Origin of the sequence: Bradyrhizobium sp. AUGA SZCCT0431, from assembly GCF_018131065.1 — a bacterium.
In the GTDB taxonomy this organism is placed as follows: Bacteria; Pseudomonadota; Alphaproteobacteria; order Rhizobiales; family Xanthobacteraceae; genus Bradyrhizobium.
In genome coordinates, this window is the sequence record NZ_JAFCLR010000027.1 from 49,854 (window position 1) to 66,626 (window position 16,773).

Annotated in this window: 12 protein-coding genes; 4 read left to right on the forward strand and 8 right to left on the reverse strand. The window is 63.4% G+C overall.

What is annotated here, in order from left to right:
* Positions 1–8: 8 nt before the first annotated feature.
* The 3 genes from JQ567_RS24545 to JQ567_RS24555 are packed head-to-tail and all read right to left on the reverse strand — an operon-like array spanning position 9 to position 3,517.
* The gene (locus JQ567_RS24545; protein ID WP_212441186.1) at positions 9–629 is read right to left on the reverse strand and encodes a DUF1254 domain-containing protein; all 621 of its coding nucleotides are present in this window, start codon (positions 627–629) and stop codon (positions 9–11) included.
* A complete protein-coding gene (locus JQ567_RS24550; RefSeq protein ID WP_212441187.1) occupies positions 626–1,204 on the reverse strand; it encodes a DUF1214 domain-containing protein in 579 nt (192 codons plus the stop codon). Before JQ567_RS24550 ends, JQ567_RS24545 begins: the two co-directional genes overlap by 4 nt.
* A 27-nt stretch (positions 1,205–1,231) precedes the next feature.
* Positions 1,232–3,517, reverse strand: coding sequence for a transglycosylase domain-containing protein (locus JQ567_RS24555; protein ID WP_212441188.1), 2,286 nt, complete (start codon positions 3,515–3,517; stop codon positions 1,232–1,234).
* Between the two features lie 309 nt (positions 3,518–3,826).
* Here JQ567_RS24555 and JQ567_RS24560 point away from each other — a divergent pair, with 309 nt between their 5' ends.
* Positions 3,827–4,339, forward strand: a complete 513-nt coding sequence (locus tag JQ567_RS24560; protein ID WP_212441189.1) for a YcgN family cysteine cluster protein — start codon at positions 3,827–3,829, stop codon at positions 4,337–4,339.
* A gap of 412 nt (positions 4,340–4,751) precedes the next feature.
* Positions 4,752–6,335: an MDR family MFS transporter gene (locus JQ567_RS24565; protein WP_212441190.1), complete on the forward strand. Its 1,584-nt coding sequence runs from the start codon at positions 4,752–4,754 to the stop codon at positions 6,333–6,335.
* A 104-nt stretch (positions 6,336–6,439) separates the two neighbouring features.
* Here JQ567_RS24565 and JQ567_RS24570 read toward each other — a convergent pair whose 3' ends face one another.
* From JQ567_RS24570 to JQ567_RS24595, 4 genes are all read right to left on the reverse strand, one after another.
* Entirely contained in the window at positions 6,440–6,829 is a 390-nt protein-coding gene (locus JQ567_RS24570) for a response regulator (RefSeq protein ID WP_212441191.1), read from the reverse strand.
* Positions 6,826–13,629: a GAF domain-containing protein gene (locus tag JQ567_RS38290; protein WP_249165681.1), complete on the reverse strand. Its 6,804-nt coding sequence runs from the start codon at positions 13,627–13,629 to the stop codon at positions 6,826–6,828. The genes JQ567_RS24570 and JQ567_RS38290 overlap by 4 nt, the downstream gene beginning before the upstream one ends.
* Positions 13,630–13,824: 195 nt before the next feature.
* Positions 13,825–15,459, reverse strand: coding sequence for a thiamine pyrophosphate-requiring protein (locus JQ567_RS24590; protein WP_212441192.1), 1,635 nt, complete (start codon positions 15,457–15,459; stop codon positions 13,825–13,827).
* Between the two features lie 267 nt (positions 15,460–15,726).
* Positions 15,727–15,897 (reverse strand): hypothetical protein, encoded by a 171-nt coding sequence (locus JQ567_RS24595; RefSeq protein ID WP_212441193.1) that lies wholly within the window; start codon positions 15,895–15,897, stop codon positions 15,727–15,729.
* Positions 15,898–16,117: 220 nt separating this feature from the next.
* On the opposite strand from JQ567_RS24595, the gene JQ567_RS24600 reads away from it, so the two are divergent.
* Positions 16,118–16,282 carry a Flp family type IVb pilin gene (locus tag JQ567_RS24600; protein WP_212265386.1) on the forward strand — a complete coding sequence of 55 codons (165 nt, stop codon included), beginning with the start codon at positions 16,118–16,120 and terminating at the stop codon, positions 16,280–16,282.
* 21 nt (positions 16,283–16,303) lie between these two features.
* Positions 16,304–16,519, forward strand: a complete 216-nt coding sequence (locus JQ567_RS24605) for a hypothetical protein (protein ID WP_249165682.1) — start codon at positions 16,304–16,306, stop codon at positions 16,517–16,519.
* A gap of 15 nt (positions 16,520–16,534) precedes the next feature.
* Here the strand turns inward: JQ567_RS24605 and JQ567_RS24610 are convergent, their stop codons facing one another.
* Complete coding sequence (locus JQ567_RS24610) at positions 16,535–16,771, reverse strand: hypothetical protein (protein ID WP_212441194.1); 237 nt, start codon at positions 16,769–16,771, stop codon at positions 16,535–16,537.
* Positions 16,772–16,773: the final 2 nt, after the last annotated feature.

Sequence of the window (16,773 nt, forward strand, 5' to 3'; positions counted from 1 at the left end):
CGCGGCGGCTATCGCTTGCCCTTCGGCGCGGGCGCGGGCGCCGGTGCGGGTGGCGGCGGTTCCGGCTGCTTGGGCGGCGGGATTTCGGTCTGCAGCGTGCAGCGCGATGCCGCCAGCGAAGCCTGGGCCTGCGGCATCAGGCCGGGCTCCGGCGCCAACGCCTTCAGCACGATCAATCCGGTGATGGTCGGGGAGTCGATGATCAGCCGGTCGGCGGCGGTGACTTCCTCATCCTCCGGCAACTGGCCGTGTTGCTCCTCGGTCATCAGGTCGAGTTCGATCACCTTGCGGCCGGCGGAGCGGTCGTTGATGGCGTAGTAAGCAACCTCGTTGCGGGTGTAGAACGACACCGACGTATAGGCCTGGCTGACCGGGACCGTGAGCTTGAGCGGGCCAGCCGACAAATCGTAGCGGCAGATCGCGACCGCGAACGCCGGGTCCATGAACGGCATCGGCGCGTTGTTGGGGTCGGCGAGCGCGAGCGGTGTCACGGCGTTGGTCCTGGTCATCGGCGTCAGCCGCGAATAGGCGTCCTGGGTTGCGATGCGCGGCAGTGCCAGCACGCTGACGAGATGCACCACGCCGCCCAGCAGCACGCCTGCGATGATCGTGAACAAGAGCCGGATCATGGGCAGCCCACCGTCGTGATGGAGGGCATCGGCGCGTCGCGCTGCGTCCGCGTCGCGACCCCGACCGGCGTATCGTACAACCGCAGCATCAGCGCGTAACGCTCGATCCCGCCGGTCGGCAGCCAGTTTCCGGCGCGCGAGCGCGAGGCGATGCGGATATCGAACGCGCCGTCGGAGCCGCGGATGATTTCCTGGCTGGTGAAGCCGTAGCGCTGCAGCGAATTGGCGACCAGATGTCCCTTGCGGTCAAACAGCGTCAGCGTCCAGAACCGCGCCGCGGGCGTCACGCCGCTGACCACCACGTCGCAGCGTCCGTCGAGCGGCTTCTTCTTGTCGTCTGTGGTGGCCGAGAAGGCGATGCCGTCGCCGGTGCCGATCGGCAGTTCACCGCTGCGAGCGATCGAGGCACGTGAATAGGGATCGACTTCGGCGGTGCCGCTCTTGGGCCGCGCCGTCCACGAACCGATCGTGAGCGTGCCGAGATCAGTGCCGCGCGTCGCCGTCATATAGGTCGAGCCCAGACCGACGACGGTGGCGAGCGCCAACGCGAGCAACGTGATGAAGATCAGCCGCACAGGCCAGTGCTCCGCAATATCACCGCACTAGTTCTTCCGCTGCGCCGGCGGAGCCTGGTCGCCGGCGGCTGCGACGTAATTGTCGGGGAAGGCCAGCGCGCTCGACGATGTCGACTTGCCCGGCTTGCCCGGTTCGCTGGCCGACGTCTTGCCCGCGGTCTTGCCGGCCTCGTCGAGCAGCTTCTCGACGCGCACCAGAATGTCGGCGCCGCGCTTGGTGAGCACCGGCGGCGGGCCCGGCTTGGTGTCGAGGATCTTCGGCGCGCCGTTGGCGGCGACGTTGGCGGGCTGGGCGGCCTGCGGCAGTTTCGTGCCCATGCCGATGCCCGGCACTTCCTTGACCTCGACGCCCTGGTGAGCGACCACCATGACCTCACGCCAGGTCTGCGCCGGCAGCGAACCGCCGGTCATGCGGTTGGTCGGGGAATAGTCGTCATTGCCGTACCAGACCGCGCAGGTGAAGTTTCCGGTGAAGCCGACAAACCAGGCGTCGCGATACGCGTTGGTGGTGCCGGTCTTGCCGGCGGTCGGAATGCCGTCGATGATCGCGCGCCGTGCCGTTCCTTCGCTCACGACGTGGCTCATCATTTCCGACATCTCGGCGGCGACGTTGACGGGAATGGCTTGCAGCTGCTTCTTGCCGTCGCGATCGAAGCGCCAGACCAGGTCGCCGGCGCCGGTGCGGACTTCCAGCACCGCATGCGGGATCGGCGCTTTGCCCTTGTTCGGGAAGGTCGCATAGGCCACCGCGTGTTCGAGCACGGTGACCTCGTCGGAGCCGATCGGCATCGACGGCGTATCGGGCAGCGGCGCCTTGATGCCAAACCTGCGCGCCACTTCGGTGATCTTGACGCGGCCGGCCTTGGCCGGATTGGGCGACTTGCCGCCCAGCGCAATCGAGAGCTTCACCGGAATGACGTTGATCGAACGCGTGATTGCCTGCGTCAGCGTCATCGGTCCCGAATAGGAGTGGCTGTAGTTCTGCGGACACCAGTTGCCGATGCAGACCGGGCCGTCGACCACGATCGAGGACGGCTTGTAGCCGTTCATCAGCGCGGTGGCGTAGACATAGGGCTTGAACGACGAACCGGGTTGGCGCATCGCGTCGGTCGCGCGGTTGAACTGGCTGGCGCCATAGTCGCGTCCGCCGACCATGGCGCGCACGCCGCCATCGAGGTCGGCGACTGCAAGGGCTGCCTGGGTCGCATGATAGTCGCGGCCGAACTGGCGGAGCTGGTTCTCTACGGTTGCTTCCGCGGCGCGCTGAACGGTCATGTCGATCGCGGTACGGACCACGAAGACGCGTTCGGTGTAGGATTTCGGGAACGTGTCGACCAGCTTGCGCATCTCCTCGAACGCCCAGTCGAGATAGTAGTTCGGCGAATTCTCGTCACGGCGGTCGACGGCGACGGCCGGGTTGCGCCGCGCACCGAACACCTGGCCTTCGGTCATGAAGCCGGCGTCGACGAGGTTGTCCAGCACCACGTTGGCGCGGGCACGGGCGGCAGGCAGGTTGATGTGGGGCGCGTATTTGGTCGGCGCCTTGAACAGGCCGGCCAGCATCGCAGATTCGGCAAGCGTGACGTCGCGCGCCGACTTGTTGAAATAGAAATGCGCCGCGCCGTCGACGCCGAAGGTGCCGCCGCCCATATAGGCGCGGTCGAGATAGAGTTTCAGAATCTCGTTTTTGGTGAGCCGCGTCTCCAGCCATATCGCAAGGAAGGCTTCCTTCACCTTGCGTTCGATGGTGCGCTCGTTGTTCAGGAACAGGTTCTTCGCCAGCTGCTGGGAGATCGACGAACCGCCCTGGCGCACGCCGCCGGCCTGCGCGTTGGTGACGAGGGCGCGCGCGGTGCCGGCGATGTCGATGCCGAAATGGTCGTAGAAGCGGCGGTCTTCGGTGGCGAGCGTCGCCTTGATCAGATTGTCCGGAAAGTCCTCCAGCGGAATCGAGTCGTTGTGCTTGATGCCGCGGTTGCCGATCGGATTGCCGTAGCGGTCGAGGAACGACACCGCGAGGTCGGATTTTTTCAGCCAGTCGTCGTCGGCGGTTTCGCGAAACGCGGGCACCGCGAGCGCCAGCATCAGGATCAGGCCGCCGAGACCGATGGTGGCGGCTTCCGACAACGGCTCGATGAACACCCAGCGCTTCCAGCCGCCGACATAGAAGCGGTCCATGAAGGTGGAAAAGCGCTCATAGAGTTCGCGGGCGCCCTTGCCGGATGAGAACAGCGTCGAGTCGATGCGCGCGTCGAGGTCCAGCATGACGTGCTGGATCTTCGTCTTCCATCGCGCTGGAATGAACTGGCGCACCGGGGCCCTTGGTCGGTTCGTAGGCGCTCTGCGCACGCTTGGCGCTATCGAGACGTCTTGCTTCGATGTTGCGGCAAACCCAAGGCGCTTTTACGGCTCGCCAGGCGACCTCAAAGCGGCCTTGGGGGGACTCGCGGTTGTTCTATCCGAGCGGGGGCTATAAACCAATGGTCTGGCTCACCATTTTGATGGTCAGGACTAACGCTGCCCCCGGCTTTTTATGCGGGCAGGAGCGGTCTTGCTTGCAAGGCTGCCACCGCACCTCCTAGAAGGGCGCAAGACCGATCCGATCCGGAAAACCCTGAATTTATGACCGCACCGCCCAAGCCCGTTTCCGGCCAGGAGGGATTCTTCTGGAAAACCAAGACGTTGGAAGAGATGTCCAGCGCCGAATGGGAAAGCCTGTGCGACGGCTGCGCGCGCTGCTGCCTGGAAAAGCTCGAGGACGAGGATACCGGCAAGATCTACTTCACCCACGTCTCCTGCAAGCTGCTCGATTCGGGCTCCTGCGCCTGCAAGGACTACCCGAACCGCTCCGCCAAGGTTCCCGACTGCGTCCGGCTGACCCCTGAAAACGTCCGCACTCTGAACTGGCTGCCGCCGAGCTGCGGCTACAAGCTGGTCGCCGAGGGCCGTGACCTCTACTGGTGGCACCCGCTGCTATCAGGTGATCCCAATACCGTGCATGAGGCCGGCGTTTCCGTGCGCGGGCGGGTGCAGGGAACGGAGAACGAGATTGCGGACGAGGATCTCGAAGATCACATCGTGCAATGGCCGGCGCTGCTGCCGAAGCGGGCGCGGTTGAAGAAGCGGCCGGCGTGAACGCGCCGGGCGCTCGCAGCGCGGCCCAGAGCAAATCGCGAAAACAACCCCATGCAAAGTAGAAACTAGAACCCGGCTGCTCGCATCGGCAGCGGCCGTCCTTCGATCCGGCCTCAAGGAGATCAGCCCGATAGCCGCCGTGCCAGGTAGTAAATGTTGCACGGAACAACTACAGCGTCGAGCCCCGCGCCCTTTGCGAAGCTGCGCTGCGTGAGGCGGGCGGGTTCAAAAAGCGGCTGAAATCGTAGCGTTTTGCGCAAACCGTCGATCACGTGATTGCGAAGCTGCGCTCGCGGGATGCTCCCATGCGCGCAGGTGCCTGCCGTCGGAGCAGTTTGCGCTCTAAAGTGCAGTCGATATAGCGATTCCATCTCGGCGGCTTTGAGCTGCGAAGAAAAATATTACGCCTCAAATGAACAAGCTCGAACGGCAGCGCGGTCACCCTGCCGACCATGATACGTTAACCGATGAAATTTCGGCTGAAATCTCGCACATCACGACCGAGGTCATCGATGTCAGCGATGCACCGCCGATTGCGCCGCGCGCGCCGCTGACCCAGGACGAGGTCCGCACCATCCTGATCAGCCTGATGCTGACGATGTTTCTGGCCGCGCTCGACCAGACCATTGTCGCGACCGCGCTGCCGACCATTGGCCGCCAGTTCGGCGACGTTTCCAATCTCTCCTGGGTGATCACGGCGTACCTTTTGGCATCGACCGCGGTGGCGCCGGTGTTCGGCACGCTGAGCGACATCTACGGTCGCCGCGTCATGATCATTGTCGCCCTCAGCCTGTTCATCGCGGGCTCGATCCTGTGCGCATTGGCGCCGAACATGCCGATCCTGATCCTCGCGCGCGGCCTGCAGGGCCTCGGCGGCGGTGGCATCATGCCTGTCGTGCAGACCGTGATCTCCGACGTGGTGAGCCCACGCGAACGCGGCCAGTACCAGGCCTATTTCAGCGGTGTGTGGGTCGCCGCCGGGATCGGCGGCCCGGTCGTCGGCGGGGTGTTCGCCGAACATCTGCACTGGTCGATGATCTTCTGGATCAACGTGCCGCTCGCGCTCGGCGCGCTGGCGCTGCTACTGCCGAAGATGGGCAAGATCCCGGTGTTCCACCGCCGGCGCAAGGTCGACTGGCTCGGCGGCGTCTTGCTGATGGCGGCCGCGGTCGTGTTCATGCTGGTGCTGACCTGGGGCGGCAACCGTTATCTGTGGCTGTCGCCGACCATCATCGCGATGATCGGTGCCTCCGCCGCACTGGCGTTCAGCTTCGTCTGGCACGCGCGCAAGGCCGACGAGCCGTTCCTGCCGCTGCCGCTGATGGGCGGAACGGTGGTGCCCTATGCGATGGCCGCCGGCGGCTGTGCGCTCGGCGCCATCACCGGCCTGACCGTCAATCTGCCGCTCTATTACGAGGTGGTCTATCACCTCACCGCCAGCGAGGCGGGGCTTGCGCTGATCCCGCTCGCCGCGATCTCGACCTGCGGGGCCGCGATCGCCGGACGCACCATGGCGCGCGCCAAACACTACAAGCGCGTCGCGATTATCGGAACGTCGATCGCCGCGATCTCCGGGTGCGCGCTGGCGCTCACCACGCTGCCGCTATGGGGATTGCTGGTGCTGCTGTCGATCTTCGCGCTCGGGCTCGGAACGACGTTCCCGGTCAGCGTGGTTTCGCTGCAGAATTCGGTGGCGCGGCCGCAGATCGGCACCGTGACCGGTGCGATGAATTTCTTCCGCGCGCTGATGTCGTCGTTCACGGTCGCAGCCTTCACCGCGATCCTGCTGATGGTGCTGGGGGCGGACATTTCGCTGGTCGGCGAACACCACGGTCCCCTGAATTCGATCCCCGTCGACGACATGATCACGGCGTTCCGCTACGTATTCGGCGCCGCGGCCGCGCTGATGGCCGGCGCCACGCTCTGCATGATCCTGATGGAAGAACGCCCGCTGGCCGGGCCCGGAATGGCGCCGCCGGCGGAGATGGCGGAGTAGGGCGCTAGAGCTTCGGCTCTGATTGCATCAGAACCGAAGCTCTAGATTCTTATTTTGACGCGTTTTCCTCACGCGAACCGGTACCCACTTCGCTCGAAAAAGCTTTAGCCCGCCTGTGCCAGCCGCGTGTCGATTTCGTCCCGGAGCAGGGCGAAGTCGATCGGCTTGGTCAACAGACCTATCGCGCCGCCGGCGATCGCCTTGCGCCTGGTCTCCGCATCGCCATAGGCGGTGATCATGATGACGGGAACGTCGGGCCGGATCTCCTTGACCCTGGGCAGCATCTCGATCCCGGTCATCCCGGGCATGTTGATATCCGACAGGATCAGGATCAGCGAGTGCTCGATGGTGGAGCCGATGCGGGCGAGCGCGTCGGCTGCCGAACTGGCGAAATCCATCACAAAGCGTTGCGCGCGCAAATCCTTGCGAAATTGCTGGCGAAACAGCGCCTCGACGTCGGGCTCGTCATCGACCACAAGCACCAGAACACTCACGTCGAACCTCGGGTCTTGTTGAGAGGATTGCTGGTCCTCGGCAGAACAATGCGAAACTCGGTGAATTGTCCGGGCTCGGTATCGACGTCGATGGTGCCACCGTGTTGTTTCACGATGATGTCATGGCTCATCGACAGACCAAGGCCGGTGCCTTCGCCCGCGGGTTTTGTGGTGAAGAACGGGTTGAACATCTTGTCCTTGACCTCGGGCGGGATGCCGATCCCGTTATCGCGGATGCGAATCTCGACGGCGTCGCCGAGATCGCGGGTGGCGGCGATCAGCACGGGATCGAAGCCGGGCTGCCCGGCCTCGATCCTGCGTCGGTTCACGGCATAAAAGCCGTTCGAGATCAGGTTCAGGAACACGCGGCTGATTTCCTGCGGAAACACCTCGACCATGCCGGCATTGGCATCGAAGTCGCGCTGCAGCGTGACGTTGAAGTCGGGCCGCTCGGCGCGGGCGCCGTGATAGGCGAGGTTGAGGCTCTCGTCGATCAGCGCGTTGATGTCCGCGGGCCGGTGGTCGCCGCTTCCCTCGCGCGAATGCAGCAGCATGTTCTTGACGATGGAATCGGCGCGCTGGCCATGCTGGACCACCTTCTGCAAATTGTCCTTGAGCAGGCCGGTCAGTTCGTCGACCTCCTCACGGATCTTGTCGCTGATCTCGGCAGGCTTGAGCACGTCGTTCAATTCGTCGGTCAGTTCCGCCGAAAGGGCGGCGAAATTATTGACGAAGTTGAGCGGGTTCTTGATCTCATGCGCGATCCCGGCCGTGAGCTGGCCGAGCGAGGCCAGCTTCTCGGTCTGGATCAGCCGGTCCTGCGCGGTGCGCAGATCGTCGAGCGAGGCAGCCAGTTCCTTGGTGCGCGCCTGCAATTGCTCAAACAGGCGGACATTGCCGATCGCGATCACGGCCTGATCCGCAAAAGTCTGCAGCAGGCTGATCTGCTTGTCGCCGAATGGGTTCACTTCGAGGCGCCGGAGAGTGATCGCCCCTATGCTTTCACCCTCCCGCAGCAAGGGAATGCTCAAAATGGTGCGATGACCTTGTTGGCGCGCCAGTTCCTGTGCCTCAGGAAATTCGGCGCCCTCGCGGGAAAGCAGATCAGTTATCTGGATCGCCTTCTGGTCAATCACCGCCCGCCCCGCGGTCCAGTTTCGACTGATCGGCCAGTTATTCAGAAACGTTGTTATTGGGCCATGGTGCGCACTGAAACAGAGGTCGTTGCCTGACTTCAGTCGCAATACGGCATCATAGGCATCGCACAGTTCGCAAGCGCTTTCGACGATGGCGTCGAGAACCGGTCCGACTTCAGTTGGCGAAGAGGCGATCACCCGGAGGATGTTGCTGCTCCCGGTCTGGTAGGTCAGCGCCTCGGAGAGGTCGCGGGTCTTGGCCTGCACCTCGTCGAACAGCCGCACATTTTCGATAGCGATCACCGCCTGGTCGGCGAAGGTCGAAACGAGTTCGATCTGCTTTTCGCTAAACGGACGCACGACCTGCCGTGTCAGCGTAAAAACTCCGATCGTCTCACCTTTGCTCCTTAGGGGAACGCCGAGATTGGTTCGGTGACCGCCGAGCCGCTGGTACTCGCGGGCGAGCTCGCCCTGGGTCTCGTCGTTGAGCACGTCGACGGCCTGAACCGCAACGCCGGATGCCGCGGCGCGCGCCGTGGTACTCGCACTGTTGATCGAAAAGGGATGCGCCCGCGCGAATGCATCGAGTTCAGGCGAGAAGCCGTAGTTGGTCACCATGTGAAACTGATCGTCTTGCCGCCGGAGAAAGATCAAGCCCCTTTCGGCTTCACACAGCGTGGCGGCGGACTCGACCAGTGTCGCAAGCACTGAGTCAAGGTCGAACGCTGAGCGGCTGATGACCTTGAGCACGTCGGCGGTCGCAGTCTGCTGTTGCAGGGCTTCCGAGAGATCGCGGGTGCGCTGCTGCACCTCTTCGAACAGGCGGACGTTGCCTATCGCGATCACGGCCTGATTGGCAAAGGTCTGCAGCAGCGCGATCTGCTTGTCGTTGAACGGCTGCACTTCGGTGCGCCGAAGCAGGATCGCGCCGATGCTTTCGTTCTCGCGCAGCATCGGCACGCACAAGATGCTGCGAATGCCCAGGCTTCGCGACAATTCCCGCGCTTCCGGAAACTCCGCGCCTTCCTCCGAAAATACGTCGTGCACATGGACCGGCGTCCTGTCGACAACCGATCGTCCGGCGACATAGTCGCGGTTGATGGCGCGCTTCTCGCCGAAGACCACGGGTATCGGGCCATGATGCGCTTCGTAGCTAAGCTGATCGCCTTCCTTCAGGTAAACGATGGCATCATTGGCGTCGCAAAGCTCGCAGGCACTCTCCACGATGGCAGTAAGGACGGGAGCGACGTCGGTCGGCGAGGAGGCAATCACCCTCAGGATGTTGCCGCTTCCGGTCTGGTAGGTCAGCGCCTCGGAGAGATCGCGGGTCTTGGCCTGCACCTCGTCGAACAGGCGGACGTTCTCGATCGCGATCACGGCCTGGTCGGCGAAGGTCCGAACCAACTCAATCTGCCGGTCGGTAAAGGGCTCCACCCGCTGCCGTCCGAGAATGATGGTGCCGACCACGACCCCCTCGCGCAGCAGAGGTACGCCGAGCATGGTGCGAATTTTTTGAAGCACCACCGTCTCGCGCATAATGTATTCCGGGTCGGAAGCGATGTCGGCGATGTGGACGACCTGTCTCTCGATCGCGACCCGCCCCGCAACACTCCCGCGCCCCACGGGCAATGCGCGACCTCGCATGAACGCGTCATACTCCGGCGAGAAGGAAAAGGTTGCGGCCACCCGAAAAGTTTCGGCGTCGCGATTGGCGATCAGCGCGGCATCGGCCTCGCACAGTCGGGTGGCGGATTCGGTAAGCGTATCCAGCACCGTCTGCAGATCGAACGCCGAGCGGCTGATGACCTTGAGTACGTCGGCGGTCGCGGTTTGCTGCTGCAAAGATTCGCTTAAGTCGTCAGTGCGCTGGCGGACCTCATCGAACAGGCGGACATTCTCGATCGCGATGACGGCCTGGTCGGCAAAGGTGGTAACGAGGTCGATCTGCTTCTGCGTGAATGCCTCCACCCGCTGTCGCGCCAGCACGATGGTTCCGATCGGCTCATTCTCGCGCAGCAACGGCACGCACAACGTGGTGTGCTGATGGCCGAGTGTGGTGGACTCGCGCAACCTGTATTCGGGATCGGCAGCGACGTCGAGAATTTGAATCGTACGCCGCTCGAGCACGGCGCGCCCGGTGATCGAGCCTCTGTCAACCTTCAGGGGGTGGGTCTCGAGGAATTCAATGTATTCACGGCTGTAGCCGACGGCGGCGCCGGCCCGATACTCGTCGCCTTCGCGCCGCATGATGAAAGCCATTTCGGCGTCGCATAAAAGAGCGGCGGTGTTCACCAGCGTATCGAGTACCGGTTGCAGGTCGAAGGTCGACCGACTGATGGTCTTGAGAACGTCGCCAACCGCGGTCTGCTGCTGCAGCGACTCGCTCAAATCGTTTGTCCGTTGCTGGACCTCGTTGAACAGCCGCGCGTTCTGGATCGCGATCACCGCCTGGTCGGCGAAGGTCTGCAGCAGCGCCAGTTCCTTGTCGCGGAACCCACCTTTGAGCCGGGAGACGCCGATCGCGCCGATACCGCGCTCGTTCCACATCATCGGCGCGTAGGCCATCGCCTCATATCCGGCTACTTGCGCCACGTGCCGTACCGCGCGCGTAAGCCGCGTATCGTTGGCCGCGTCGGTGTAATGCACGACACGTCGCTCGCGAATGGCATGACCTGCCGGCGACTTGTCCACCGGCGCCGGGAAGGTGGCGGCCACCGCGTCATGCTGCTTGCCGACATAGGCGCCGAGCGTGACAATGCTTTCGTCATCGACCAGCAGCACGGCGGTCTCGTCGCTGCCGAACAGATGCTTACAACTGTCGAGGATCTTGTCGAACGCCGGCTGGGTGTCGGCCACGGAGTTGCTGATCACGTGCAGGATGTCGGCAGAAGCTTTCTGTTGCTCCAGCGCCTCCTTGGTCTCGTTGAACAGCCGCGCGTTCTGGATCGCGATGACAGCCTGATCGGCGAAGCTGCGCAGCAGGCTGCACTCCTTTTCGCTGAACGGCTTCATCGAAGTGCGGCCTACGAAGATCGAGCCAATGGCACGGTCCTCCCACAGCATGGGCGCGAGCGCCATCGAATAGTTTTTGCCGATACGGCGGGCGATCTCGCGCAGGGGCGAAGGCACGTCCGGATCGTTGAATACGTCGGCGTAATGGATCAGGCGGCGCTCGCGGAAGGCCACCTCGCTCGCGGTACCCTCCAGCGGCACCGGGTACAGTGCGCGCACGCGCTCGGCGTTGGCGCCGTGCGCCGCGCCGATATGGAGCAGTCCATCTTCGCCTGCGAGGTAGATGAACCGGTCATCGCCGCCGAACAGATGCTCGATGCTGCGCAAGATCTCGTCGAATACGGGCTGGGCATCGGCGACCGAGCTGCTGACGACCCGGAGGATGTCCGCCGACGCCTTTTGCTGTTCCAGCGCCTCCCGCGTCTCGTTGAACAGCCGCACATTTTCCATCGCGATCACCGACTGCGCGGCGAACATTTGCAGCAGCCGGACGTGCGGCTCGTCGAACGAGCCCGGCGCCCGGCGCGTGACCGTGATGATGCCGACGGCCTTGCCCTCGTTCATGAGCGGCGCGAACAGCATGCTGCGATATCCCCGTGCACGCGCGATGTCGCGTGCGGCCGGCTCGAGTTCGGTATCGACGAGTTCCGCCGGTGCACCATTGCGGACCAGCTGGTAGGGCGGGAACCGGCCAAGCGGCATCGGGAACGAGGATTGCAGCACCGCATCGCCCTCAGGGTCCGTCGGAGTGAACGCGGACAGATGGATCTGGTCGTCGACGTAGCGAAACATCGCGGTGGAAAATCCGCCGATCAGCCGGTTCGCGCTGGCCACGATGGCCTCGAACACCGGCTGCACATCCGACGGCGAGCCGGCGATCACCTTGAGGACATCAGCCGTCGCGGTCTGTCGCTCCAGGGCCTGCCTGGTTTCGTTGAACAGGCGTGCGTTCTCGATCGCGATCACCGCCTGGTCGGCGAATGTCTGCAGCAATTGCACGTGGTCGGCGGCAAAGGCGCCCGGCTCCGCGCGGGTGACGCTGATCATGCCGACCGGCACGCCCTGGTTCATCAGGGGCGTGAACAATACACTGCGGAAGCCGCGCAGCCGCGCCAATTCCCGGTTCAACTTCGGGACGTGCTCGGCTTCGCTGTCGGGAAACTGAACGGTCTCGCCATTGCGCACCAGCGCGAATGTCGGGAATTCCGAGATTGATCTTGGAAACGAGGCCTTCAGGCCTTCATCGGCGGCGGGGTTGGTCGGCGTGTACGCCACCAGATGCAGTTCGTCGCCGAGAAAGCGCAGCACCGTGGCGGAGAACCCGCCGAGCAGTCGCTTGGCGCTGGCAGCGATGGCTTCAAACACCGGCTGCGCGTCGGAGGGAGAGGCGGCAATGACTTTGAGGATTTCGGCCGTGGCTGTCTGTCGCTCCAGCGCTTCCCTTGTCTCGCGAAACAGCCGCGTGTTTTCGATGGCGATCACAGCCTGGTCCGCAAAGGTCTGCAGCAGGGCTGTCTGTCTGGCTGTGAAGGCCACCGGTTCCAGGCGACGGAGGACGATCGCACCAATGGCTTCTCCGTCCCGCAGGAGAGGTATGCTGAGGGTGCAGCGGTGTCCCTGTTCGCGCGATTGCCGTTGCCCCTCGGGAAAATCGGCAGCCTCGGGCGCCCAAAAGTCAGACACCTGCACAGGTACCTTGTCGACAACCGAGCGACCCGTGACCCACTCCCTGTTGATCGGACGACTGTGTTGACCTGTCGGTATCGGCCCGTGATGGGCGCTGAAATGCAGATGGTCGCCAATCCTGAGCAGGACGTTGGCATCATAGGCGTCACAAAGGGCGCAGGCGCTTTCGACAATTGCCTTGAGCGCCGGTTCGACATCGGCCGGCGAGGACGCGATCACCCTGAGCACGTCGGCGGTCGCGGTCTGCTGACGGAGGGATTCGCTCAGATCGTTGGCGCGTTGGCGCCGTTCGTTGAACAGCCGCGAATTCTCGATCGCGATTGCGGCCTGGTCGGCAAAACTTTGCTGAAGCGCGAGCTCATCCTCGGTGAACGGCGCAAGCTGATCGCGGTAGACGATCAGCGCGCCGATCGCTTTGCCTTCGCACCGCAGCGGTGAGCCGGACATCGAGCGCGTACCGGCCTCGCGAACATATGGCAATCCCGGCCAATCGGCGATCTCGGGATCGACATTGTCGACATCGGGCACGTGAACCTGGCGGTTCTCGCCTACGATGGTTCCGGGCATATTGCGGCCGCCGATCTTGAGCTGCGTTTCCGGAACGCCGGCGCCGACGCGCTTCGAGCTTTCGCCGACGCGGATGGTCTTGGCCCAGCCGTCGCCCTCGGCAATATGGATGGTGGCGCTGGACGCATCGAACAGGCGGGCGCTGGTTTCGGCGATCTGGTAAAGCGCGTGTTCGGCATCGCCGGATACGCTGGCAATGGTTCGCAGGATATCGGCGCTGGCGTTCTGGCGCTCGCGGGCGATGCTCAGTTCATGGATCAGCCGGCCGTTCTCCGCGTCCATCGCCGCCTGGCGGGCGATCGCCGCGTCGTGGGCGGCGAAGCTGGATTCGAGCCTCTGCTCGAGCTCGGCAACGAGCTTGTAGAGATCGGCCACGGCGTCCGGGGGGAGCGCGGTCATTCACTCAATCCATTTCACGGCAAGCCATTTCATAGCAAGCCTTGCAGGCCGATGGCGTCAAGCCATCAGCGCTCGCACCAATGTGGCAGATAATTCCATTCCGGGCGCGGCCAGGCCAGCGCCATCCCGGCCTTTTCTTAAGGCCGGGGCGTCAAAATGTGAAGCAGGCTAAGCGGTTATCCGCCGGGTTGGTGATCAGGTTCCGGGCCGGGAGACCTCGGTCTCCTTGCTGGTGATGAATTCCAGCAGCACCGGGATGCCTTCCTTGGTTTTGGCGATGCCGCGCTGGATCGCTGGAATGATGTCTTCCGGCTTGGTGACCCGTTCGCCATAGCCGCCGAAGGCGCGCGCCATCGCGGCGTAGTCGCCGGAAATGTCGGTCGAGCGGTATTTCTCGGTCGAGATCGGCATCACCTTCAGCTCGATCGCCATGGAAAAATTGTTCAACAGGATCGACATGATCGGAATCCGCTCGCGCACGGCGGTCTCGAAATCCATGCCGGTGAAGCCGATCGCAGCATCGCCCCAGACATTGATGCAGAGCTTGTCAGGCTTTGCCAGTTTGGCGCCCATGGCGAGCCCAAGCCCGTAGCCGAGCTGCGTGGTCTTGCCCCAGCCGATATAGGACAACGGCTCGACCGATTTCCAGAACGGCGAGAGCTGGTCGCGCGGACTGCCGGCATCATGGGTGATGATGGTGTTCTTGATGTCGACGGTGTGCTGCAGGTCCCACAATACGCGATAGGGATTGAGCGGCGCGTCGTTGTGGGTGAGTTTCGGCATCCACTTCGCCAGCCATTCCTTGTGCGAGGCGGCGATCTCGGCGGCGACGGCAGTGGCGTCACGATCGCTGGTGACGCTTCTGCCGATCTCTTCCAGCAGCGCATCGAGCACCAGGCCGGCATCGCCGACCAGGCCGATCTTGGCCTCGACATCCTTGTTGAGATGGTTGGGGTCCAGCGTCGAATGAATGATGGTCTTGCCCTTCGGCATCGCGATGCCGAACGAGGTTTCGGTGAACGAGCAGCCGATGCCGAAGATAACGTCGGCCTCGCCGAGGAATTTTGGCACCGCGCGGGGCACGGCAAGGCCGCCCGAACCCAGCGACAGCGGATGCGTCTCCGGAAACGACGATTTTCCGCCGAGGCTCGTGGTGACGGGGATGGCGAGACGCTCGGCCAGCCGCTTCAGTTGCGGCCAGGCCCTGGCGTAGTGCACGCCTTGTCCGGCGTAGATCACCGGCCGCTTGGCGCCGACCAATAGCGCGGCCGCTTCCTTGATGTGGATGGGATCGGCGCCGTAACGGGTCCGCAGCACCGGCGTGTAGTTCAGCGGCTCCGGCACTTCCTCGTTCCACATGTCGGCCGGGATTTCGACGATCACCGGCCCGCCGCGGCCGTTCTTCAGTTTTGTAAACGCCCGCCGGAAAATATTGCAGACTTCGGCCGCAAGAATGATCGGCTCGGAGGATTTTGAGAACGCCCGCATCGCCTGGCTGGAGTTGAAGTTCGGGTCGATGTTGGCGAGCCGCCGCGCATAACCCATCGGCAGCACCAGCACCGGGACGGATTCGCCGTAGCACTGCGCGACGCCGCCCATGGCGTTTTCGGCGCCGGGGCCGTGCTGCATGCAAAACGCGCCGATCGAATGGCCCGAGGTGACGCGGGAGATCGCATCCGCCATGTGGACGCCGATGCGTTCCTGGCGAACCATCACGGGGCGGATATCGGCATTGGCGGCATATTCGATCAGATGATTGACGGGATAGCCGCAGAGGATCTCGATCCCCTCGCGCTTCATGATTTCTGCAATCGCGGCGCCGAGTTTCATGACGGTCTCCCCCTTGTGTGCAGGCCGGTTCGTTCGGCCGATTTCTCACAGTTGGAACAGGAATTTTCCGTCCGGTAAAGCGCGGGCGGCGTCTGCTCCGGGAAGTGCTGATATGCGTTTGCCGCCGGAACGGTTGCTGCAGACTAATACCGGCGTCAAACCGATGAGTCCGAAGTCCAGCGCTTCCCACTCGATCGGAAGGTGTCGGGCGGTGTTCGCCGCGGCGGCCTCGAAGCCGGCCGCGCTCTACGGGCGAGACGAGGGCAACTATCTCGCCTCGTTGCGGCGATGGTTGAACATCGCCGCCATCAGGCCGAGGACATACGCCGTCAGACGGCGATCGTTGCCGGATCGCACCTCGGCGGCGCGCTGCTCTTCCAACTCATCGTTCAAGAGGCCGATGTAGTTTTTTCCTGTTTCGCGCTTCAGCGTGGACATGTGCGCTCGCTCCGGAATACGCCGATCCGCCGACCATGGCGGGGCGTTGGACAATTCAGAGTAAATTTTTGGTACCGTAGGAATACCGGTGCAGTCGGGGCTCCGGCTTAATCAGTCGTTCATCCTGTTCGTCAAAACGCCGTCAATCATTCCAATCTAGGGTTCCATTTGGGGCACGACGCGGGAAGAATCCCGGCGGCGTCGACAGGAGCTTTTTTTCATGCGTCGATTGTTGAGGAATTTTGTCGAGGATGAGTCCGGCGCGACCGCGATCGAGTATTGTCTCATTGCGATGGGCATCGGCATCGTGATCGTTGGTGCCGTCAACGGCGTCGGCACTGCGCTCAGCACCAAATTCGAGACTGTCAGCACATCGCTCAAATAGGACGCACCGGCAGCGCGCACCATGCAAGAGCTGCTGTTCGGGACCTGGGGTCCAACAATCGCCAGCTTCGGCCGGCAGGTCATCGCCTACAGCCTGCAACATCCATGGCGCGTATTCGCCGCCATACTGGTTGTGGCCCTGCTCACGGATCTGATGTTCCGCAATCGACCAACCGGCGACGGCATCGACGGATTTGATTTTGGCGGAGGAGATGGTGACGGCGGCGGCGGCGACTAGCGCCATAAGACCGCGTTACCGGTTGTTTTCATCCGCATATAGCGCCTGCATTATTGCGATCCGCGCGAACATCAGCCACCCGCCGCCGGTCTCCGCAGCCCTGATCAAATGCTCGACCGCGGTTTGCCAGCGCGCTTCCTGCTGTTCGGCTTTTGGCAGTTTCATGACGTAGTCGGCGGCCTGCTGCAGCGTCGTGAGCGTGCGGCCGCCCCGCAGCGCGATCGGCTCATCGAACGGCGTCGACCACGGCATCG